The sequence below is a fragment of the Acetobacter estunensis genome, assembly GCF_019083805.1.
In the GTDB taxonomy this organism is placed as follows: domain Bacteria; phylum Pseudomonadota; class Alphaproteobacteria; order Acetobacterales; family Acetobacteraceae; genus Acetobacter; species Acetobacter estunensis_A.
Genome location: NZ_JAHRDV010000005.1, coordinates 205,251 through 225,420, shown reverse-complemented (window position 1 = coordinate 225,420; position 20,170 = coordinate 205,251). Strand labels below are relative to the sequence as shown.

General features: G+C 61.7%; 19 protein-coding genes. 9 read left to right on the top strand and 10 right to left on the bottom strand.

Going from position 1 to position 20,170, the window contains the following annotated elements:
* Positions 1 to 327: 327 nt before the first annotated feature.
* The 4 genes from KUA11_RS08770 to KUA11_RS08755 all read right to left on the bottom strand — a co-directional run bounded on the left by KUA11_RS08770 (position 328) and on the right by KUA11_RS08755 (position 5,151).
* Complete coding sequence (locus KUA11_RS08770; protein WP_217409929.1) at positions 328 to 1,038, bottom strand: RNA-dependent RNA polymerase family protein; 711 nt, start codon at positions 1,036 to 1,038, stop codon at positions 328 to 330.
* A 1,118-nt stretch (positions 1,039 to 2,156) separates the two neighbouring features.
* Complete coding sequence (gene metC / locus KUA11_RS08765) at positions 2,157 to 3,377, bottom strand: cystathionine beta-lyase (RefSeq protein ID WP_217409928.1); 1,221 nt, start codon at positions 3,375 to 3,377, stop codon at positions 2,157 to 2,159.
* Positions 3,374 to 4,234, bottom strand: coding sequence for a sulfurtransferase (locus KUA11_RS08760; RefSeq protein WP_217409927.1), 861 nt, complete (start codon positions 4,232 to 4,234; stop codon positions 3,374 to 3,376). Before KUA11_RS08760 ends, metC begins: the two co-directional genes overlap by 4 nt.
* Positions 4,235 to 4,278: 44 nt before the next feature.
* A complete protein-coding gene (locus KUA11_RS08755) occupies positions 4,279 to 5,151 on the bottom strand; it encodes a helix-turn-helix domain-containing protein (protein WP_217409926.1) in 873 nt (290 codons plus the stop codon).
* Positions 5,152 to 5,444: 293 nt separating this feature from the next.
* On the opposite strand from KUA11_RS08755, the gene KUA11_RS08750 reads away from it, so the two are divergent.
* Together KUA11_RS08750 and KUA11_RS08745 are read left to right on the top strand one after the other, a co-directional pair.
* A complete protein-coding gene (locus tag KUA11_RS08750) occupies positions 5,445 to 6,512 on the top strand; it encodes an AI-2E family transporter (protein WP_217409925.1) in 1,068 nt (355 codons plus the stop codon).
* Positions 6,509 to 7,219: an endonuclease/exonuclease/phosphatase family protein gene (locus KUA11_RS08745; RefSeq protein ID WP_217409924.1), complete on the top strand. Its 711-nt coding sequence runs from the start codon at positions 6,509 to 6,511 to the stop codon at positions 7,217 to 7,219. The genes KUA11_RS08750 and KUA11_RS08745 overlap by 4 nt, the downstream gene beginning before the upstream one ends.
* A gap of 16 nt (positions 7,220 to 7,235) precedes the next feature.
* Here the strand turns inward: KUA11_RS08745 and hemN are convergent, their stop codons facing one another.
* Together hemN and KUA11_RS08735 are read right to left on the bottom strand one after the other, a co-directional pair.
* Positions 7,236 to 8,603, bottom strand: a complete 1,368-nt coding sequence (gene hemN / locus KUA11_RS08740) for an oxygen-independent coproporphyrinogen III oxidase (RefSeq protein ID WP_217409923.1) — start codon at positions 8,601 to 8,603, stop codon at positions 7,236 to 7,238.
* Positions 8,604 to 8,605: 2 nt separating this feature from the next.
* The gene (locus KUA11_RS08735; protein WP_217409922.1) at positions 8,606 to 9,520 is read right to left on the bottom strand and encodes an OmpW/AlkL family protein; all 915 of its coding nucleotides are present in this window, start codon (positions 9,518 to 9,520) and stop codon (positions 8,606 to 8,608) included.
* A 426-nt stretch (positions 9,521 to 9,946) separates the two neighbouring features.
* Between KUA11_RS08735 and KUA11_RS08730 the strand changes: the two genes are divergently transcribed.
* Positions 9,947 to 10,711, top strand: coding sequence for a Crp/Fnr family transcriptional regulator (locus tag KUA11_RS08730; RefSeq protein ID WP_217409921.1), 765 nt, complete (start codon positions 9,947 to 9,949; stop codon positions 10,709 to 10,711).
* 4 nt (positions 10,712 to 10,715) lie between these two features.
* Here KUA11_RS08730 and KUA11_RS08725 read toward each other — a convergent pair whose 3' ends face one another.
* Complete coding sequence (locus KUA11_RS08725) at positions 10,716 to 11,474, bottom strand: C1 family peptidase (protein WP_217409920.1); 759 nt, start codon at positions 11,472 to 11,474, stop codon at positions 10,716 to 10,718.
* Between the two features lie 76 nt (positions 11,475 to 11,550).
* On the bottom strand, positions 11,551 to 12,450 hold the full coding sequence (locus KUA11_RS08720; protein WP_217409919.1) for an S-methyl-5'-thioadenosine phosphorylase: 900 nt from the start codon (positions 12,448 to 12,450) through the stop codon (positions 11,551 to 11,553).
* Between the two features lie 161 nt (positions 12,451 to 12,611).
* On the opposite strand from KUA11_RS08720, the gene hemF reads away from it, so the two are divergent.
* On the top strand, positions 12,612 to 13,544 hold the full coding sequence (hemF, locus tag KUA11_RS08715; RefSeq protein ID WP_217409918.1) for an oxygen-dependent coproporphyrinogen oxidase: 933 nt from the start codon (positions 12,612 to 12,614) through the stop codon (positions 13,542 to 13,544).
* Positions 13,545 to 13,637: 93 nt separating this feature from the next.
* Positions 13,638 to 14,780, top strand: a complete 1,143-nt coding sequence (locus KUA11_RS08710) for a hypothetical protein (RefSeq protein WP_217409917.1) — start codon at positions 13,638 to 13,640, stop codon at positions 14,778 to 14,780.
* Here the strand turns inward: KUA11_RS08710 and KUA11_RS08705 are convergent.
* Positions 14,754 to 17,036, bottom strand: a complete 2,283-nt coding sequence (locus KUA11_RS08705; protein WP_217409916.1) for a glycosyltransferase — start codon at positions 17,034 to 17,036, stop codon at positions 14,754 to 14,756. The genes KUA11_RS08710 and KUA11_RS08705 overlap by 27 nt on opposite strands.
* A gap of 131 nt (positions 17,037 to 17,167) precedes the next feature.
* Complete coding sequence (locus KUA11_RS08700; RefSeq protein WP_217409915.1) at positions 17,168 to 17,587, bottom strand: Rid family hydrolase; 420 nt, start codon at positions 17,585 to 17,587, stop codon at positions 17,168 to 17,170.
* A gap of 100 nt (positions 17,588 to 17,687) precedes the next feature.
* On the opposite strand from KUA11_RS08700, the gene KUA11_RS08695 reads away from it, so the two are divergent.
* From KUA11_RS08695 to KUA11_RS08680, 4 genes are all read left to right on the top strand, one after another.
* Positions 17,688 to 18,143: an HPr kinase/phosphorylase gene (locus KUA11_RS08695; RefSeq protein ID WP_217409914.1), complete on the top strand. Its 456-nt coding sequence runs from the start codon at positions 17,688 to 17,690 to the stop codon at positions 18,141 to 18,143.
* A gap of 200 nt (positions 18,144 to 18,343) precedes the next feature.
* A complete protein-coding gene (rapZ, locus tag KUA11_RS08690) occupies positions 18,344 to 19,351 on the top strand; it encodes an RNase adapter RapZ (RefSeq protein ID WP_217409913.1) in 1,008 nt (335 codons plus the stop codon).
* Between the two features lies 1 nt (position 19,352).
* The gene (locus KUA11_RS08685) at positions 19,353 to 19,865 is read left to right on the top strand and encodes a PTS sugar transporter subunit IIA (protein ID WP_217409912.1); all 513 of its coding nucleotides are present in this window, start codon (positions 19,353 to 19,355) and stop codon (positions 19,863 to 19,865) included.
* Positions 19,865 to 20,170, top strand: coding sequence for an HPr family phosphocarrier protein (locus KUA11_RS08680; protein WP_217409911.1), 306 nt, complete (start codon positions 19,865 to 19,867; stop codon positions 20,168 to 20,170). The genes KUA11_RS08685 and KUA11_RS08680 overlap by 1 nt, the downstream gene beginning before the upstream one ends.

Genomic DNA, 20,170 nt, shown 5'->3' with positions numbered 1-20,170 from the left:
TTGCATGCAAGACGTTCGGAGTGGCTAACAGCCCGAAGCGGACGCCAATCAGGTCGTAAGGTTTTACTTTCTGCCAGCCCTAAGCTGTCGAACTCGCTGAGCCTGAATGCCAAGCAGTGCCCACAGTGAGAGTGACAAACAGTAGTTATTACAAAATAGAAAAGGAAAAGTCTGAATCAACTTTATTTAGAACAGTTTTTAACTCCAGATAAAATCATACTGCCGCGGCTGCGTGTCTGCTTGAGCCTGTCGGCGGCAATCCGATGTTTCGGGTCTAGGTGACGACACGGTGGGATCAGGGCTAATAACAGTTGAGGAATACACTGCTTATTTTGATTTTTTGTCTTGCGCGAGATCAAACATAGCGGAGGTTGAGGGGACACCAAGTATCATCGCCTTTATCCCATCGTTGGTCCTCCCGAGTTGCCGGACGATCGCACCGTGGTAGCTCGAGACCTGTTTTGAAATGTATTCGTCGAGGTGTTCGAAGGGTTGACGTTGATTGCAGAAGGCGAAGGATTTTTGCCATCCGTAAATTCGCTTACTTAGAGAGTCTAGGGTAGCGCTCTGCGAATGCTTGGAATTCAGAGTGGTGCCTTTTGTGAGTGCTTCTTTGATCGCCGCCTTCGAAGTTGCGAGCGTCTCTCGAACGACTTCCTTCATATTGTCGATAGATTTATTACTAGGGACGCATCGCTTCGGCTGAATAGTGCAGCCAAGAAAATTGATGGACTTGCTGCACTCTCCTTGCGCTGCTTTGTCAGGACCGTCTGCTGGCGTGTAGAGGCCGAAACCAAAGTCTGTCAGGGTTTTCTCGGTGTAAGCTTTGGCGGCGTCGATGGCTGCTATGTCAGCACCGACCATGAGAATGTCGTCGATGTATCTAACCGACGTTACGCCCATAGTATTCAGCTTCTGGTCCATGTCGTACAGCAACACGTTCCCCGCAAAGGCCGAAAGAGAGGACCCTTGAGCAACGCCGATACCGCCTTTCGGAAACAGATGCGTGTAGCCAACAAGCTCATCTTCATTTCCCAAGTGGACCTCAAGTGCCTTGGCGAACAGCTCAACGAATGCGTTGTCGTTAGTTTCACGCCGATCACTTTGTCTGTCGGAATTTTGGTGAAGAAGGACCGAATGTCGGACTGGAAGTAGAATTTCGCGCCGCCATCAATCGCGGTCCTGATTGTCTCGATGGCGGGGCGAACGCCGCCATGAGGGTAGATCAATCCTCCAACGCCATATTTGGATCGGTTGACGTCGTTGATGCGGCCCAGTCTGTCGTCACAAACGGTCTCATATCGTGTATCTGGATCGCGTAAGTCGCGTGCATGCCTTGGCTGTAGAACCTGTAGGATTGCCCGCTGAACGACACGGTTCTGGATAGTAGATATTGCGATAGGCCGTGGGTCTTTACCTGCTGCAAGGCGTTTGCGTTTGTCTTTCAAGACGCCTTCGACAGGATCGAAAGAGAATTTGCCTGTGCGCAGTTGATTGGTGATGCGCCTAAGGTGGCGCTGGTGAGCATGCTCGAACTCCGAGGCTTTGCCGCGAATATCGGCGTTACCTGAGATCAGAGCACTACGCTTGACGTGACGCCACGCTGAGAAAATGTTTTGTTCGCTTCTGACTTCTTCAAATAATGTTTTCACCATGTTCTTCGCTCGGGTCCTCCGCTCATACAATCCCGACCGTTGACGGACACCCATCCTCTGCGCACGGCATGGCCGCGACGACAGACACCTCAGCAGCAACAGCAACCTTGGCGAGGTCTCCCTGGCGCACGATCCGCATGGATAGGTCCAGCTTCACGTCATACGTCATGGCAACCATGGACATGGTTAATTTAATGGTGAGCCGAACTTGCTACTTCAAGGGAAGCTAAAAAAAATACTTCGGGGATTTCAAAATGGCTGACTAAAGATTTTTGTCTTTGGTATAATTACATGGGTACATCGGGTTGCGACCGGATCCTCGGTAAGGGGCTGTCCAAAGGTAGCTCTCTGCAAAGCGAGACTAATCCTAATTGCCGGTGCGAGCATCCACTTCCGGCTGATAGTCTGTGAATCAGTCGTGTCCGCTATCCGAAAAGCTGGCACATGTCCGACATGAGGTGAAAGCCGACATCCTCCCCACACACCCCACACCAACAACAATTATCCCTTGTCCAATACCTCCAACCCCCGCTCCAAATCCCCAATCAGATCCGTCGCATCATCCAATCCAATCGCCAACCGGAACGTCGGCCCCACCGGCAACGCCCCCTCACGCGAACGCACCACACCGCCTGTCGTGGGCAGCACAAGGCTTTCATACCCGCCCCATGACGCGCCGATCCCGAAGCGTGTCAGGCCATTGACCAGCCGCTCCATGGCCGCACGGTCAAAGCGCGCATCAAGTTCCACCGAGAAGAGTGGCCCTGCGCCGGTGAAATCGCGCAGCCAGATCGCGTGTCCCGGATGATCGGGCAGTGCCGGATGCAGCACGCGCGCCACCTCCTTGCGCCCCTGTAACCATTGCGCCACGCGGTAGGCCGTGCGGGCCTGTCGGGCGAGGCGCACGCCCATGGTGCGCAGCCCACGAAGGGTGAGCCAACAGTCATCCGGTCCGGCAAGCTGCCCCAACTGGATGGCGGCGTCGCGCAGACGGTGCCAGTCCTGTTCATTCGCCACCGTAATCGCCCCGAGGATCGCGTCCGAATGACCGGCAGGATATTTCGTCAGCGCCTGAATGGACACATCCACATCAAGCGCGAACGGCGCGGTGATACCGAAGCCCCATGTGTTGTCGAGCAGCACCTTCGCACCATGCTCATGCGCCACGCGGGCGATCATGGGCAGATCCTGCATCTCGAACGTATGACTGCCGGGGCTTTCGGTGAACACAACGCTCGTGTTCGGACGGATCAGCCCACGCAAAGCCTCTTCCGACAGAACGGGATTGTAATAGGTCGTTTCCACACCGAAGCGTTTGAGCATCGTGTCCGCAAAACGCCGTGTGGGGCCATAGCAGGAATCGGGAATCAGGCAGTGATCGCCTGCCGCCGTCCAGACGAGCAGCGCCGTGGTGCAGGCCGCAAGGCCGGAGGAGACGATCTGCGTGTCCGTGCCGCCTTCGATAGTGGCAATCGCGCGTTCCAGATCGTGCTGGTTGGCCGACCCCATCGCGCCGTAAATCGGCTCATGCTCGTAGCGCCTGCGCCCCACCCGGCTCATGGCCGCCAGATCGGGAAACAGAAGCGTGGACGCCCGCGAGACGGGCGCGTTGACGGGTGTGCCGTGATCAGGATCGGACACATCGGGGCGTGAAAGCCGCACAAGCAGGCTGTTCAGTCGCTCCCATCCAGCGGCAACGCGATCTTCTTCACTGACTGTCATGGTGTTGTCTCCGCGTCTGTTTCAATGGGTGCGCCTGCGGTTGCCGCCCATTCCGCCCAAGACCCGTCATAAAGCGACACCGGTCCAAGCCCTGCCACCGTCGCCGCGACCACAAGGACAGACGCCGTCATGCCTGAGCCGCAACCGGCCACAAGCGGCGTTCCCGGTTTTGCGCCGGTCTTGGCAAATCGTGCGCCCAGACGTTCGGGAGAAAGGAAATGACGGGTGGGATCGAGCAGTTCGCCAAACGGCAGATTGCGGCTTCCGGGCATATGCCCGGAGGAAAGACCGGCTCGCGGCTCGGGCGCGGTGCCTTCAAAACGTCCTTTTGAACGCGCGTCCAGAATGACGGTGCCATCGGGCACAGCACACAGACTCAGCATATCCCCCAACCCGCGCAGATAGGACACCGTAAGTCGCGGTGTGTACGTTGTGGCCGTTATCGGCGACGTGGCTCCGCTTTCCACATCGCCGCCAGCCTCCCGCCATGCCGGCAGGCCGCCATCGAGCACCTGCACGCGATCATGACCGAACAGGCGAAACAACCACCACGCGCGGCAGGAGGACGCAATATTGCCCTGATCGTACACGACGATGGCCTGCTCCCGTGTCAGACCGAGTTCACCCGCCAATCGTGCGAAACGGCCCGCGGCGGGCGCCATATGCGGCAGGGAGGTGTCCGGATCGGAAAAACGCTCGATGTCGAAGCGGCGGGCGCCCGGAATACGGGCAGTGGCAAATCTCACCTCGGGATCGGTCGTCTCCCCCGGAAGCAGGGCCGTGGCGTCAAGAGCCACCACGTCCTTCTTCTTGAGGAGAGAGTGAAGATCGGACGCCCTGATGAGGGGGACGGTCATGGGCTGGGCTCCTCTCCGCTCACATGCGAAAGGCGCCCAGTGAATCACCGCAGGCCGTGCCGCGCAAGCAGGTCATGCAGCCGCTCCGCCGCCTCACGCCCCTTGAGCGACTCTTTCCACAGCACCTCGATGACACGCTGATGCGCGTTCACCGCTTCCGGCGCGCTGGTGACCAGCGAGACGCCGGTAGTTGCAGCCGGGAAGGCATCGCAGCGGAACGGGTTGATCGCCAGCATCATGCGCTCACGACCACGCAGAAGCATGCAGTTGGTGGAACTGTCCACATCACCCAGCAGACTGAACTGCAACCCGATCGGCTCGGCCTCGATCATCTCGATGATATTCGCAATTTCCTGAGCCGCGACGCGACGCGCCTCTGTTTGCAAGCTTTCGTCCATAGCCATGCCTTCCCCCACGCCACGCACAAGAAAACGCTCGACGGCCGCTTCGCTCAGCATCGTGATCATCGTCGGGCGGCGCTGGCGATAGAGTTCCTTCCGCGATGCCATGATGGCGACATGCTGCTCGACCAGTTGCTGGTCGTCCGTCTGCTCGGCAATGGCACGGGTGAGCACGGAATCGTAAGCGTCCGACGTGACGAGATACGCCACCGGATCGGCAATCTGGAGGATCTGGTCCGCCTCTTCCTCCATCTGGCGCACGCGCTCGAAGAAGCTGAGGGGCCGGCTGTAATATTCGACGCCAATACCCAGCAGCGTCAGGGGCGAGACCTTGAGCAGTTCAGCCAGCCTCTGGACCGTGTCGAGCTTGATGACCTCGCCTTTTTCATACCGGTACAGTGCGGCGCGCGAGACGCCAAGGCGCGCGGCAATCTCATCCGCACGCATGCCCGATTCCAGACGAAAGGCGCGTAGCTGCTGTCCGATCTCACCCAGACGCATAGTCACAGCAGCCATATCTGCTTGCTCCTTGTTGTTTGATTTTTTGTCGCAACCGACGGAACCTTAACGTCAATAATACGTTAATTCCCGTTTTTGTAAAGGAGTCGCATTTAACAGCCGCTCGAGGATATTTCGCAGTCCGCCGGACATTTCACGACCTTGGATTACATTTTGATACACGTCTGGCTGCCCTGCTGTTGCCAAGAAGCGAAAAACCGTCACATTGATTTTCAATATGTCCTGCAGGCGCGTGGCGTACGGGCTTCTCCCGAACAGGATGAGGACAAAATCCAGGGTTCCGGAGCGTCATGAACGCCGAACGCATCATCACCGGCCTGTTAATTTTCGGTGTAGCCTACGGGTGCGTAATCGTCATCGCGCCTTTTCTCTCCGCCATCGTCTGGGCGGCCATCCTTACCTATGTGACCTGGCCGATCCTGCTGTGGCATCGTCGCCATATGGGGCCGGTCGCCGCCGCCCTGTGCATGACATTGCTCTCAAGCGTAGGCATCCTCGTGCCGCTCGTCCTCGTGGCGTCCAAGGGATTGGCGGAAGCGCCGCGCGTCGTCACCAAGGTTACGGACATTCTGCTGCCCAGCCTCCATTTGCCGGAAGTTCCCCGCTGGCTGGCCCGGCTACCTCTCATGGGAGACGAAATCACCCGGACATGGGTGAAGGTGGGACAGGATCTCAGCCATGTCGGCCAGAGCCTGCGACCCTATGCCGGTGACATCGCGCAATCGGTGATCACGTTGCTGGTGCAGATGGCCAATGGCGGACTGCAACTGGCCATGGCGCTGTTCATCGCCTTCTTCTTCTGGCTCAGCGGCGATTCTCTGGGACGTACCATCCGCCAACTCATAGAGCGCGTCGCCCTTCACCACGCCGACAGGATGCTGATGATCGTGGGCGGCACCGTGCGCGGCACGGTTTACGGCATTCTTGGCACAGCCCTTGTGCAGGGCGTGCTGACGGGCATCGGGTTGGCGGTCGTGCATGTGCCAGAGCCCATTCTTCTCGCCGTTCTGGCGACCCTGATGTCGGTGTTGCCCATCGGCGCTCCCTTGGTGTGGGTGCCGGCTGCGATCTGGCTGGTTGCGATCCATCATCCGTGGCGTGGCATCATTCTGGCGCTCTACGGCGTGATTTTCATCTCGGGAGCCGATCACATCATTCGCCCGATTTTCATCTCCCGCGGCGCACAACTTCCCTACCTGCTGACCCTTATTGGCGTGATCGGCGGCGTTCTGGAGTTTGGCGGGCTGGGAATCTTTCTCGGCCCCGTCCTTCTGGCCGTGGGCTACACCCTCACCGCCGAGTTTGCGGCGGGCCAGATCGCGGGACGATCCGAGACGCCAGGAGACCATGAGGTATGAAGACCAACACCCTCCGCAAACGGATTCTCCGGCGCCCCCTGCGCAGATTGCATAACCGCCCGAACGTGACCGTTCATGCCGGACGGACGGCGGAAACATCGGTTCGCATCATCAGTTGGAACCTGCTGCACAGTATTGGCGCGGGCGTGAACGATGTGGTCGAACTGATCAAACTCGAACAACCCGATCTTCTGCTCATGCAGGAAGCCACAGCCGAGATCGACCGACTGCCTGGGCTGGTGGGCGGATACTACGCGCGTGCGCCATTGCCCGGTCGCATCCACGGCGTGGCCTGCTGGAGCCGCCGTCCCTTCTCACGTGCGCCGCGCTCCTGCGTCATTCCCTCCGGGCCGATCGTCCGTCGTGTGGCGCAGATCATCCGCCTGCCGGATCTGACGGTGGCGAATGTCCACCTTTCGCATGGGCAGATCATGAACCGACGCCAGTTGAGGCGCCTCGCGGCTGTCCTGCCGCTGCCTGCCGCCATTCTGGGGGATTTCAACTTGGTCGGCCCGACCCTTGTGCCCGGCTTTTCCGATGTCGGGCCGCGCGCGCCGACCCACAAAATGGTCGATCTCGTGCCCATTCGCCTCGACCGCTGCCTCGTCCGGGGCGCAAGCTGCGAGGACTGTGAGGTTCTGCCGATTTTCGCGTCCGATCACCGGCCGATCATAGTCACGCTCCGCCCACACATGCTGACGGCCTAGCCGTCCGCCTGAAAGATCAGATTGCGCGGGAGTGACGCCCCGGCCCTGCGTCCTGCCCCGCCAGATACCGGTCGAAGACAGCGGCGACATTGCGAATGAAAGGACGACCCCGCTCGGTCACCCGCAGGCGATCCCCTTCCATCTCCACCAATCCGTCTTCCACGAAGCGGCTCAACCGCTCACGCTCCAGTGCGAAATCTTCCGGCGCGAAGGCTCCAAGATCTACGCCCAAATCGCACATCAAACGTTCGATCAAGCGACCGCGAAGGCGATCATCGTCCGTACAAGTCACACCTCGCGCCACAGGCAGCCCCGGCGACTCGGCCAGCGCCTTACCCCATGCGGCGGCGGAGACGATGTTCTGCGTAAAGCCTCCGGGCAGCGAGGAAATGGCGGAGGCACCCACTCCCACGAGATGCCGGGCGTCATCGGCCGTATAACCTTGGAAATTACGCCGCAGACTTCCGTTTCGCGCAGCCTGGGCCATGCGGTCATGCGGCAGGACATAATGATCCAGCCCGACAGGGAGATAACCGGCTGCTCGCAACGTGCGGTCGATGCCGTTGCGCTGATCGATCCGCGCGTCCCGTCCGGGCAGTTCCGCCTCTGGCATGAGTTGCTGACGCTTCAGCTTCCACGGCACATGCGCATAGCCAAAAACGGCCAGGCGATCCGGCTTGAGAGCCGCCGTCTGACGCGCCGTGACGCACACGCTTTCTGTGGTCTGGCGCGGCAAACCATAGATGAGATCGATATTGATGCTCGCAAAGCCCGATTCGCGGAGAGACTCCACGCAGGCGCGAGTCTGCTCGAACGTCTGGATGCGCCCGCAAGCCTGCTGCACGTCAGGTTCCAGATCCTGCACGCCCAAACTGCCGCGATTACAGCCAAGCTCGCTCAGAAAACGCGCCATTGACGGTGTGAAATGCCGCGGGTCGAGTTCCACGCCAATCTCGGCATCCGACTGAATGTCGAAGAGGTCATGCATACGCCCGAAAATGGTGCGAAAAGCGCTCTCCGGCAGGGTGGTGGGAGTGCCCCCCCCGAAGTGGATATGCGCAACGGACGGCCGCCTGTTTTTCGGTGCCGCAATCAGACCCGCTACGCGCGTCAGCTCCTCGCAAAGCTGGTCACCATAGGCGCTGCGGGCACTCTCACTGCGCATGACGGAGGTGTTGCAGCCGCAAAAGCCGCACAACTCGTCACAAAAGGGGACATGCAGATAAAGCGAAAGCGCCTCGCCAACCGGGAGTTCACCCAGCCAGCGTGACGCTTCGGCCGATCCCACCGCGTCCGAGAAACGGACCGCGGTGGGGTAACTTGTGTAGCGCGGAAGGTTGCCGTCGTAGCGTTCAAGCAGCTCCGGCGTCACCGCGTCCGACACGATCAGAAACGGTAAGCGATACCGGCGGAGACCACCAACGGATCAAGCGATTCCTTGGCGTGCGCCTTCACCTGACCACCGCCAGCAATGTTCCACTTTTCCCAAGCGTGCATACGCACGAACATCTGCTTCACGTCCACGTTGAGGAACCAGTTGCCCACAACCTGATAGTCGAAACCGACATTGACGGACGGACCACCGGTGAAGCCAGAGTTCAGCTTGCCCTTGCCCATGTTCTGGTTGCCCAGCCACAGGTTGCCACCGTTCATGTTGTGGAACCACATGGCCGTGCCGCCCACGCCCACATACGGATTGAAGCGCTTATGCGGACGGAAATGCCACGCGACCGTCAGGGTCGGCGGAAGCACCCAGGCGCTGCCCAGATCGGTCTGGTGGTGGCCTGTGATGCCGGACAGAGCACCGCCGGACGCTGAGACTTCATGACGGGTGCTGGTGGCGATCAGATCGAGCGACAGGTTGTCGGTCAGGAAGTATTCCAGCGTCAGCTCAGGCATCGCCTGATTGGTGGTGCCGGTGTGGGTGCCGCTCATGCGGCTCCAGTTCTGGCCACCATTGAGCGAAGCCGACACGTGCTTGTTGTCACGATCCATCGGCAGAACGCCCACGCCCGACAGACGCACCATAAAATCGCCACGACCCAGACCGATCTTCTCGCCTGCGCAGGCTTCTTCGGAGCGACCGATCCAGTGCTCGAAAGCGTTGCAGTTGCTGCCACGATTGACGGGCTCGGCCATCGGGCGAGCAACCGGAGCGGAGACATACGCCGTTCCCGCTGCGGGAGCAGGTGTTGCTGGCGAAACGGCTGCCTGTACGCTGGCACTCTGGGCATGGGCGGTGCCGCAAAGCGCGCTGGCGGCCAGAAGGGTCGCGGCCAGCAGGGAACGGGGCTTCGTCATCGTGTGATCCACTCGTGTTTCTGAAATGTAATATGGCTGCCAAGACCACGGACAGACGGTTAACAGCCTTGATCTGGATCAACTCTTCGGGAACTTCCACACCTATGAGGCTTTTGTACAACAGGTGGCCGTGACAGCCTTTGCTTGACGGTTCACGGCTCTGCGACGCAATCAAGACGCAGAGCAGCGCCCGAGCCACACTGAGCGCGCCTTGAGAAGACAGAAAAAAGGTGGAGAAGCCATGCGTCTCCATCGCACCCACAGACGAGTCGAAGCGACTTTCGTGGCTGCAAAAGCGTGACTTTCATGCAATGATTCATATCAAGCGATATCTGCGCTTCAGGGGGTGTGATCGCTGCCCGGACGCGTTAAACAGCAGCAATCTTGCGATATTCATTGCTTCCGGCTGGGAGAAGGAAAAACCGAATGCCCCCCTCTCTGACCAGCGCAATCGCCACACCACGCCCGCGCCGGCTTGTCGTGGCCGGCACGGAAGGTTGCGCAACCTGCGCAATCTGCGAAGTGCGGGCCAATGGCATATGCAGCGCCCTGAAAGACCCCGAACTTGAGCGGCTGGCGCAGGTCGCGGTGAAAGTGGTTATTCCACCCGGCCAGATTTTCATTGAGGAAGGTGCCCGCGCAGACGAGTTCTTCAATGTCACCTCCGGCACTGTGAAACTGTTCAAATCCCTGCCCGATGGACGGCGGCAAATCACGGGATTCGTCTCCGTGGGACATTTTCTCGGGCTGGCAGTCTCCAAGACCTATGCCTTCGGGGCGGAAGCCATCGATCAGGTGCGCCTGTGCCGTTTTTCCCGTACGCGCCTCGATCCTGTGATCGATGAGATTCCACGTCTGGAGCGTCGTCTGCTAAGCGAAGCCGCTAATGAACTGGTGGCAGCACAGGAACAGATGCTGCTTTTGGGCCGCAAGACGGCCCGTGAGCGGGTGGCAAGCTTCCTTCAGGAACTGCTGGAAAAGGAATACGGAGATTCTCCCGCGCCCGGTTCATGGATCAGCTTTCCCATGACACGCGCCGATATCGCGGACTATCTCGGACTGACGGTGGAAACCGTCAGTCGCACGCTCAGTGGGCTGCGTCGGGAGGGGCTGATCACGGTCCGCAACGGACACGAGATCAGCATCATCACCCCCTCGCGGCTGCACGCCATCGCGCGCGGCGAGGGCTGATCTTTCAGGACGTAGCGCCGCTCGCCCTCAGTTCCGTCACCAGATCGTCCGGTGTCTCCTCATCGGGGGACACCCCCCGCAGCGTCGTCCAGTTCTGACGGGACACCAGCCCATAGGCTTCGTCGCAATAGGTGGTGAAGAACGACCACGACATGCGCCGCGCCGCGCCCCATGTGTTGAGATACAGCCATTCACTGTCATAGCCGTGGATCCACACGGCATGGCCTCCCGCGATCCGATTGTCGAAAGACGGATCGACCACCCAGTCTCCATCGCCTTCACAGGCGAATTCCGGCAGTTGCAACCCGATATACAGGCCACCCAGCATGGCAATCGCGCGGTTGACCGAAGCGGTGTCAGTCGGATCGACCGCGCCATAGGCCGTCAGATAATCGCGCGTCTGGCCCGGACGCTCGTAGCCCTCGCGGCACCAGCGGGCGAGCACGTCCAATTCCACGCCCCCCTGATCGGTAGAGGGTACACCCGGCACATAGCCGGATTCGGCGCTGTAATTGGCGATGACCTGCGTCTCGGCAAGTGTGATCGGTGTCAGCGCCGCCCCCGTCCATGTCAGGATGGCGGAGGCCACGGACACCTGCGTACAGCATCCCAGCCGATCATTGGCCCACATGGGCCAGACGGCATTGGGCGCCCAGTTGACGGCAGCCGGGGGCTGAGGAAGGCGATAGTGAAGCGGGGCAGCAAGACGATAGGTGCGGGGATCATGACGCGCGGGCTTTTTGCCCAGCTTGCGCTTGGTCATGGTGTGTAGGTTCTCCGGCTGAAAAAGACCCGGAGAACCTACGTGTCCCTGCCCTTACACTGGCGGAAGGTTTGTTTCAGCTCCCCTTGAGCACACGAGACGCCACGGCTTCCAGCTTGCTCACCAGCGCCGGATCGCGCGCCTCTGGCGCGGTAATGAGGGCATATTCCAGCGCCCGGTCACACCCTGCCGGGCACAGGCCGCGCGGCGCGCCGAGAGCCGGGATCATGGCCTTGATGAGCGCGCGGGCGTGGTCGGCGTTCTGCTTCATGACGCGCACCACGGCATCGACCGTCACGCTGTCATGATCCTGATGCCAGCAGTCATAATCGGTCACCATCGCGACGGTCGCGTAACAGATCTCCGCCTCCCGGGCGAGTTTGGCTTCGGGCATATTGGTCATGCCGATCACGGAGCAGCCCCACTGACGGTACAGCTCACTCTCGGCGCGGGTGGAGAACTGCGGTCCCTCCATCACCAGATACGTGCCGCCCCGCGTATGAGCGATTCCCATCTCGGTCAGCTTCGCCTGCGCCACGTCGCCGATGCGTGGGCACACCGGATCGGCCACCGAAACATGGGCCACACAGCCAGTGTCGAAAAAGCTCTTTTCCCGCGCGAAGCTGCGGTCGATGAACTGATCGACGATCACGAAATGCCCCGGCGGCAGCTCCTCACGCAGCGATCCCACGGCGGAGAGCGAGACGATGTCGGTCACGCCCGACATCTTCATGGCCGCCACGTTCGCCCGGTAGTTCAAGCGCGAAGGAGGAAGCGGGTGACCACGCCCATGACGGGGCAGAAACACGCACCGCACACCATCGAGCGTGCCGAACAGCAGTTCATCGGACGGCGCGCCCCAAGGCGTCTCGACCTTGCGCCATTCTTTGTTCTTAAGACCGGCGATCTCATACAGACCGGAGCCGCCGATGATGCCGACAACCGGCTGGACCGCCTGCGCGGGATTGGTGGACATGGAACCAGACACTCCGTTTCGGACCAGAACAGAAGCGCAGAGCCATACCAGAAGCCACCTCCCGCGCCCACAGTCGGCGCACATCGGCCGCCAGGTCTTGCAATGCGGATGGGGATGGCGCACCCCTGTGGCCCAAGCGCAACAGAGAAGATTTTCCGGTCATGGCAGACGCCCCCTCCTTCCCCGGCACCCCTTCCGATCTGGCGGAACACGAAGCGCTGGAACCGCAGGCCCGTGCGTGGTTCGAGACCCTGCGTGACCGCCTTTGCGGCGTGTTCGAAGCCCTGGAGGACGAGGCCGCCGCACGCGGCTCCCCCACGCTGAGCGGACGCGAGCAGGCAGGACGTTTCGAGCGCACGCCCTGGTCGCGCGAGGCAGACGCGGACGCCCACACCGAAGGCGGCGGCGTGATGAGCGTCATGCGCGGGCGCGTGTTCGAGAAAGTGGGGGTCAACGTCTCCACCGTGCGCGGCGAGTTCAGTCCGGAGTTCCGCAAATCCATCCCCGGCGCGGCCGAAGACCCACGTTTCTTCGCCACTGGCGTCAGTCTCGTGGCCCATATGTGCAGCCCGCTGGTGCCCGCCGCCCATTTCAACACGCGCATGATCGTCACCACGCAGGGCTGGTTCGGCGGCGGCGGCGACATCACCCCCATGTTCCCCGAAAGCGAGGAAGCGCAGGACGACGCGGCGCATTTCCATGCCGCGTTCCGCACGGCCTGCGAAAAACACGATCCGGAGTATTACCCACGCTTCAAGGCGTGGTGCGACAAATACTTCTATCTCCCGCACCGGCAGGAACCGCGGGGACTGGGCGGCATTTTCTATGACCGGCTCGACAGCGGAAACCCGTCCATGGATTTCGCGTTCACCCGCGATGTGGGACTGGCGTTTCTCGAATCATTTCCCGCCATCGTGCGTTCACGCATGATGGAGACATGGACTCCCGCGCAACGCGAAGCCCAGCTCGTGCGGCGCGGGCGTTACGTGGAGTTCAATCTTCTGCACGACCGCGGCACCCTGTTCGGCCTGCGGACGGGCGGAAACACCGAAGCCATTCTCATGAGCATGCCGCCCGAAGTGAAATGGGCCTGAAAACCGTCGCGCGTCTGCCCTGAAACCGCCTTGACCGAATGGTCATCTTTTCGGTCGAGACTGACCCGATCACAAAAAGGAGAGTGCCCCGCATTGACGGATGCCGCCCCTGACCCAAACGTCCTCTCTCCCGTGCGGCCTGCGGCATCGCGCACATCCTCTTCCGGTCGTCGCGCCCTGCTGCGCGCGTCCCTTGGGGCGGTATGCGGCACGTCTTTCATACGGGCGGCGCAAGCCTCCGGTCTGCCGGACATACAGGCCATTGCCGCCAATGCGACGACAAATTCCCTTCCCGCCTCCCTGATCGTGGCGGGAAGTGCCGAGACCGGTCCCGGTCGCTGGGCGCCTCTGCTTGCACCGGCATTGGAATCCGCCCTCCCCGCGGACGGGCCGATCCCGCTGCATGTCAGCGCGGGACAGGACGGCGTCACCGGAGCGAACCTGTTCGACGCCCAGAACAATGGAGAACCGGGCGCCGCTCTGCTCGTTTCCGGGTCCGCCATAGTGGCCGCCCTTGCCGGCGATTCCCGCGTTCACTTCGATTACCAGCGCTGGCTGCCCGTTCTTCTGGCCCTCGGCGCACCCATCGCCGTGGGGCACGTGGATCTGCACCGCTCTCTGGGTGCCCTCCTGCGCGACCATCCGGTCCGCGTGGCCGTGACACACCCGACCGGCGTGGAACTGCCCACACTGCTGGCGCTGTCTTTACTGTCCCTGCGTGTCATTCCCGTTCGGGGTCTTGCCTCCGCGCCCGATGCGCTGACAGCCCTGCGACAGAGACAGGTGGATGTGGTGCAGCTTTCCGCACGAGATGCGGACGCGAACACTCTCGCGGAGCTGAAAAAAGACGGTTTCGAGCCAATTTTCACGCTCGCATCCCACACACACTCCGGCATCCCGGACCTGCCGAGCGCTTTCCTCTCCCTGCGTGGCCGCCTGCCGTCCGATCCGCTCTATTCCGCCTGTCTGGCCACGGCGATGGCCGCCTCGATCGAGACCGCCCTCGTGCTGCCCATGCTCACGCCGCCAGCACAGGCCGCCCGCTGGCGTCATGCGGCCCAACTGACCGCGCAGGATGCGAATGTCCAGTCCGAGACGCAGGCATCCGCCATTCAGCTTGTCGCTGGAATGGATTCAGCCGAACCCTACAGAAAAGTCACGCCCGACCTGTCCGCCATTCTGGCGCTGCGACGCTGGCTCGCGCTGCACTCAGCCGAGTGGCGTCACGTCGGCTGAGTGCTGATCGCTTTCTCCGAACGCGGTCAGGAGACTGCGGGAAAAGGCCGCCGGTGAATACCGCGCCGCGATAAAGACGCGCCCGTCCCGCGAGCGCTTCGTCCACACCTCGTCCTCCGTGAGCAACGTCACGAGCGCTGCGGCAAAAGCTTCGGCGTCGTCCGTCACCGTCACCACATCGGACAGATCCGCGATTCCTTCCGCGCCAATCGCGGTAGTGACCAGCGGCAACCCCTGATGCAGGGCTTCGAGCACCTTATTTTTCACACCCGCTCCAAAGCGCAGAGGGACAGCCGCCACCCGCGACGTCGCGTAGAGTTCATGCAGAGCCTCTTCCGACACGGCGCCCGTGACACGGGTATGAGTGTCCGCCAAAGCGCGCACCTCCTCCGTGGGATTGGCGCCCGCGAGAATCAGGCACGCGTCGGGCAAGCGCGCCCGAAGGCGCGGCATGATGTCGCGCACCAGCCAGATGGCCGCATCCACATTGGGCGGATGGGCAAAGCCGCCCACGAACAACACAGTATGTCCGCGAGATGGCTGACGTTCCGTCAGATCGGGGCGATAACAGAACGGCACGATGGCGTAAGGATGTGCCTGCGGGACACGTTCGCGCACCAGCGCCGCTTCCGGTTCCGAGAGGTAGATGACGGACGCCACCTGCCCCCACAGGAATGTTTCCAATTCCTCCATGGCGGCAGCGGCCTGTTCCACTTCCACACTACCCGTTACTTCAGCTTCACGCTGAAGCCGCAGGAAGTGAATATCGTGTCCATAATAGGACAGGCGCGCCTGTGTGTGGGCTTTGAGCTGAGGCAGGAAATCACGCGTGACAGTGGGCCGCATGAGCAGCACATGGTCGAGATCGGGGCCATTGCGCGCGATCCATTTCGGAAAATCATCCGATTCAGAACGGTCGATGACATTCACACCCCGCGCCAGCAGTGCGTGGGTATAGGCATTGCGCACACGGTTCTCGGGCCAGAAGACCACCAGCCACCCGGCCGCCAGAAGGGCGTCGATCACACACAATGTGGCGCGCGAGCCGGCATCGCGGTCCGGCTCGGGCACATAATGGTCGATAATAAGAATGGTGCGGCGGTCATGCGCGTGGGCCGATGCGCGTAGAAAATGCGTGGCCGGTGCGTAATGTTTTGCCTCCAGCACCTCTTTCCAGCGTGTGAGCATCCGTTCGCGGTTACGCACCTGAAACGCCTTGACGCCGGATGTCTCATCCGTGCCGTGCGAAACGCCTTCATGATGGACCACGACCGAGCGTGGTTCATACACCACCCGCAAGCCTGCCGCACGGACACGAAAAGCCAGATCCGTATCTTCGTAATACGCCGGGGCAAACATCTCATCGAAACCACCGAGGGCATCGAAGACGGTTCGCGGCAGCATGATCGACGCGCCGGATATGTAGTCCACCTCACGCGGCCAGTCATAGACTGATCGATCCGGATCCGTATCGTTGCGCCCGAAGTTCCAACCAGACGCATCATTCCAGATAATACCACCCGCTTCCTGAAGTCGCCCATCGGGAAAAAGGAGCTTTGAGCCTGTCAGGCCGATGGAAGGCTCCCTTTGCAGACGCTCAACCAGCGCGTCGAACGCACCGGGGCGCAGTTCCGTATCGTTATTGAGGAAATGCACGAATGTGCCAGAACTTTTCCTCGCCGCATCATTGCAGTTTTTCAGAAATCCCAGATTCTCGGTCCGGCGGATCAACACTAGGCCGGCAATGTCGGCCAGTTGCGCCACCGAAGAATCGTTGGACGCATCCTCCGCCACAATGACCTCATAGGGACAGGTCGGCGGATGACGACAGATAGAGCGCAGGCAGCGCTGGGTGACCGGCACCTGTCCATAGGTCGGGATGACGATGCTCAGCACTGGACGCGCATGACGTGGAAATCGCAATACGACCGATGGTTCCGGGACGGAAGACGCCACAACCAGAGCGGAGGGAGGCGCGCCTCCCTCCGCCGACTGTGCAGATTTCGGTGCTGTTCGGTTTTCAGGACACTTCTTTCGGCGTCTCAGTCGCGCGATCTGTTTGACGCAGTGGCGTAACGGGGCCGTCAGGCGCCATGACGTGCTGGTCTCATAAGCGGTGACCCACTGTCGCAACGCCTCCACCTCGTCCTGACGGGATGCGACGCGCAGACGCGCGATTTCCTTACGCAGTCGGGCGAGTTCGGCCTCCTGCGGGGAAAGAGGAACATCGGGAGAGGTGGGAGGCGAATGAGGCACGTCAGCAGTCCGTCTGGCGGAGGGGCCGGAACGCGCGCCTTACAGCGGAGAAGAGGGAAGACCCGTCAGGCCTCCACGCGCGTCACGGAGTCCGATACCGCGGAACCCGTCTGCGGCAAACACCCGCACCGTTAGTTGACGTCACCCATATCCGGCGTGCGGACCACCAGCTCCATCTCGATTTCCACATCCGGACGGTCAAACCCATCCACGATGAGCACCGTCGTCGCGGGCCGGTTCTCCCCGAGAGCTTCGCGCATGAAGGGCGCACAGGAGGATAACTGGCCGGCATCTTTGACGAGATAGACTACGCGCACAACGTCATCGAGCGAGACCCCGCGTTCGGACAACACCTCGCTCCCGGTGCTGAAGGCCAACCGGCACTGCTCGGCGATGCGCTTGGGGAAACAGCCCTTGCGTCGGTCATAACCGCGCACATTACGCACACGCAGACCACCACGGGCCCGCTCGCAGCGCGGAGGAGTCATTTCGGGACAAAATGTCTGGTCGGAGGAGTCATGTGCCTTGGCTAAGGCCGATGCGGGCGTCATTGCAGCCTCGTCTTCCGTTCAGTCATGAAAATGACATAATGTCCATGAGAGGAAAATGAAAGATGTTTCTGTGCAGCAACGCTTGTCGTCCACGGAGAATATGAGTTCCCGGCGCTTCCATGCAGGATGCAGCGCCCGCGACGGAGCCGGTGTGCTCATTTTCGGGCCTCCCGGCGCGGGCAAGTCCGACCTGCTCCTGCGCCTGCTCGGGCGCGGCCACGACCTTGTCGCCGATGACCGCGTGGAGCTGACGGATGGAGTGGCCTGCGCACCCGAGCGTCTGCGCGGACTGATCGAGGTGCGTGGATGGGGCATTATCCGACGTGCCTATCTGCCTGCTGTGCGTGCTGTCCTCGCGGTCCATCTGGTTCCAGGGGACACGCCCATTTCCCGCATGCCGGAAGAAAACGCGCGCTGCCCCCTCACGGGCCTTCCCCTGCTGTATCTGCACGGTCTGCACGCCTCCGCGCCCGAGCGGGTAGATATCGCGCTGGACTGCCTCACGGGGCGAGCCCTTCTCCTGCCGCAAGGCTGCATGCCGGGTGACGATGGCTGAACGCGACAAAATGATGTCGGCACTATGGCAGCATCTGGTATGAAACGGGTTCGGACTCCACGTGGGCAGCCCTCCCGCCGGACAGACGGTCCGGTGCAGCCGCCCTCTTTGGGGTTAAGCCGTCGGCACGGCACTTTGCCTGCCATCTTTTTCACGGGGCTCTCGCGGCCCCCGCCACATCAGGGTGCCTGTCGGGTTTCATGGTGACACCTCAGATTTCCGATGACACGCCACCTCGGCACATCCTCCTCGTCACCGGCCTCTCGGGGGCGGGAAAATCCTCCATTTTGAGGATTCTGGAGGATCTGGGGCACGAGGTGATCGACAACCCGCCGCTGGGGATGCTCGATGAGATCGTGGCGCGGGGAGACCGCCCCATCGCCATCGGCGTGGACTCGCGCACCCGTGGGTTCGATGCCTCCGCCGTGCTGGAAGCCGTCAGCCGCCTGCGCCTCAATCCGCATCTGCGCGCCGAACTGCTCTACGCCACTGCCGATGAGAGCACGTTACTGCGCCGCTACACCGCCACGCGCCGCCGCCATCCGCTTGCCCCCCATGGCAGCGTGACGGAAGGCATCGACGCCGAGATCGCGCTGACCGCCCGATTACGCACCTGTGCCGACGTGCTGCTCGACACCACCGACCTCTCCGCCCCGGAGTTGCGCCGGGTGATCGAAACCCGCTTCGGCACATGGCACAACGGACCCGATGAGGGGCTAACATTGGTGCTCATGTCATTTGCCTTCCCCTCCGGCCTGCCGCGCGAAGCCGACATGGTGTTCGATGCGCGCTTCCTGAGAAATCCCTATTACGACCCCGCACTCGCCCCACTGACCGGCCTTGACGGCACCGTGGCCGAGCATGTGGAAACCGACCCGGACTATCAGCCCTTCCTCAACCAGATCCTGAAAATGCTGCATCTGGTCGTCCCGCGCTTCGTGCAGGAAGGCAAAAAATACGCCACCGTCGCCATCGGTTGCTCCGGCGGACGCCACCGTTCCGTCACACTGGTAGAAGATCTGGCCCGCCGTCTGGCCGACCCCTTAGGCGGGCTGGAAGGCGAAGGCCCGATCGCCGTGGTGCATCGCGAGCTTGCCCGACAGGCGCACGGCGCAAACGCCGCATGGCGCTGGGCACGCCGCCCCGCCGACAGCGACACGGACGCGACCCGACAGGTCTGCCCGGTCGCGGCACAAGGAAACGCATGACATGATAGGCATTGTCCTGGTCACGCAGGGCGCGCTCGGGGAAGCCCTGCGCGAAACCATGGAACACGTCGTCGGCCCTCAGCGCCGACTCGCCACCGTGGCCGTCGGCGCGCATGACGATCTGTGCGCCCGTCGCCGGGAACTGGAACAGCGTGTGGCCGAAGTGGATGGTGGCGATGGCGTGATGCTGGTAACGGATATGTTCGGCAGCACGCCCGCCAATCTGGCCGTCGCCATGACGCGCCCCGGCGAGATCGAAGTGCTGGGCGGCGCCAATCTGCCCATGCTGGTCAAGCTGGCCCAGCTCCGAGAAGACCACACGCTGGCGGAATGCACGCTGCTGGCCGAGCAGGCCGCGCACAAATACATCAACTGTGCCTCCCAGCTTCCCGCCCGCTGCCTTGAGGGCGCACGTCGCTGCGCTGAGGAAGCGGCTTCAGGCCATGAGATCACACCCGTACCGCCACGCCTTTCCGTCGCCCTGCCCGCGCTTGAAACGTGCAAGGGCCTGTAATGGACGGCTCGCACGGCACGGCCCCGCTCTCTCGCACTCTCACCATCGTCAACGCCAAGGGGTTGCATGCCCGGGCCTCGGCCAAGTTCGTGACCGAAGCCGAGAAGTGGAACGCCGACATCACCGTGGAACATGGTGGCGAAAGCGTTCCCGCCTGTTCCATCATGGGATTGATGATGCTCGGCGCAGGGCATGGCGCCGATCTGACGCTTCACGCCACCGGCCCGCAAGCCGCGCAGGCGCTCGACGCGCTTGCGGCCCTCGTGAGCAGTGGCTTTGGGGAAGACGGACAGACTGCGGCGTAA

Coding starts and splice junctions, on each gene's coding strand:
- metC (WP_217409928.1), bottom strand. CDS start 3,377: ATGACAGTCAGTGAAGAAGATCGCGTTGCCGCTGGATGGGAGCGACTG.
- KUA11_RS08760 (WP_217409927.1), bottom strand. CDS start 4,234: ATGACCGTCCCCCTCATCAGGGCGTCCGATCTTCACTCTCTCCTCAAG.
- KUA11_RS08755 (WP_217409926.1), bottom strand. CDS start 5,151: ATGGCTGCTGTGACTATGCGTCTGGGTGAGATCGGACAGCAGCTACGC.
- KUA11_RS08750 (WP_217409925.1), top strand. CDS start 5,445: ATGAACGCCGAACGCATCATCACCGGCCTGTTAATTTTCGGTGTAGCC.
- KUA11_RS08745 (WP_217409924.1), top strand. CDS start 6,509: ATGAAGACCAACACCCTCCGCAAACGGATTCTCCGGCGCCCCCTGCGC.
- KUA11_RS08735 (WP_217409922.1), bottom strand. CDS start 9,520: ATGACGAAGCCCCGTTCCCTGCTGGCCGCGACCCTTCTGGCCGCCAGC.
- KUA11_RS08730 (WP_217409921.1), top strand. CDS start 9,947: ATGCCCCCCTCTCTGACCAGCGCAATCGCCACACCACGCCCGCGCCGG.
- KUA11_RS08725 (WP_217409920.1), bottom strand. CDS start 11,474: ATGACCAAGCGCAAGCTGGGCAAAAAGCCCGCGCGTCATGATCCCCGC.
- KUA11_RS08720 (WP_217409919.1), bottom strand. CDS start 12,450: ATGTCCACCAATCCCGCGCAGGCGGTCCAGCCGGTTGTCGGCATCATC.
- hemF (WP_217409918.1), top strand. CDS start 12,612: ATGGCAGACGCCCCCTCCTTCCCCGGCACCCCTTCCGATCTGGCGGAA.
- KUA11_RS08700 (WP_217409915.1), bottom strand. CDS start 17,587: ATGACGCCCGCATCGGCCTTAGCCAAGGCACATGACTCCTCCGACCAG.
- KUA11_RS08695 (WP_217409914.1), top strand. CDS start 17,688: ATGAGTTCCCGGCGCTTCCATGCAGGATGCAGCGCCCGCGACGGAGCC.
- rapZ (WP_217409913.1), top strand. CDS start 18,344: ATGGTGACACCTCAGATTTCCGATGACACGCCACCTCGGCACATCCTC.
- KUA11_RS08685 (WP_217409912.1), top strand. CDS start 19,353: ATGATAGGCATTGTCCTGGTCACGCAGGGCGCGCTCGGGGAAGCCCTG.
- KUA11_RS08680 (WP_217409911.1), top strand. CDS start 19,865: ATGGACGGCTCGCACGGCACGGCCCCGCTCTCTCGCACTCTCACCATC.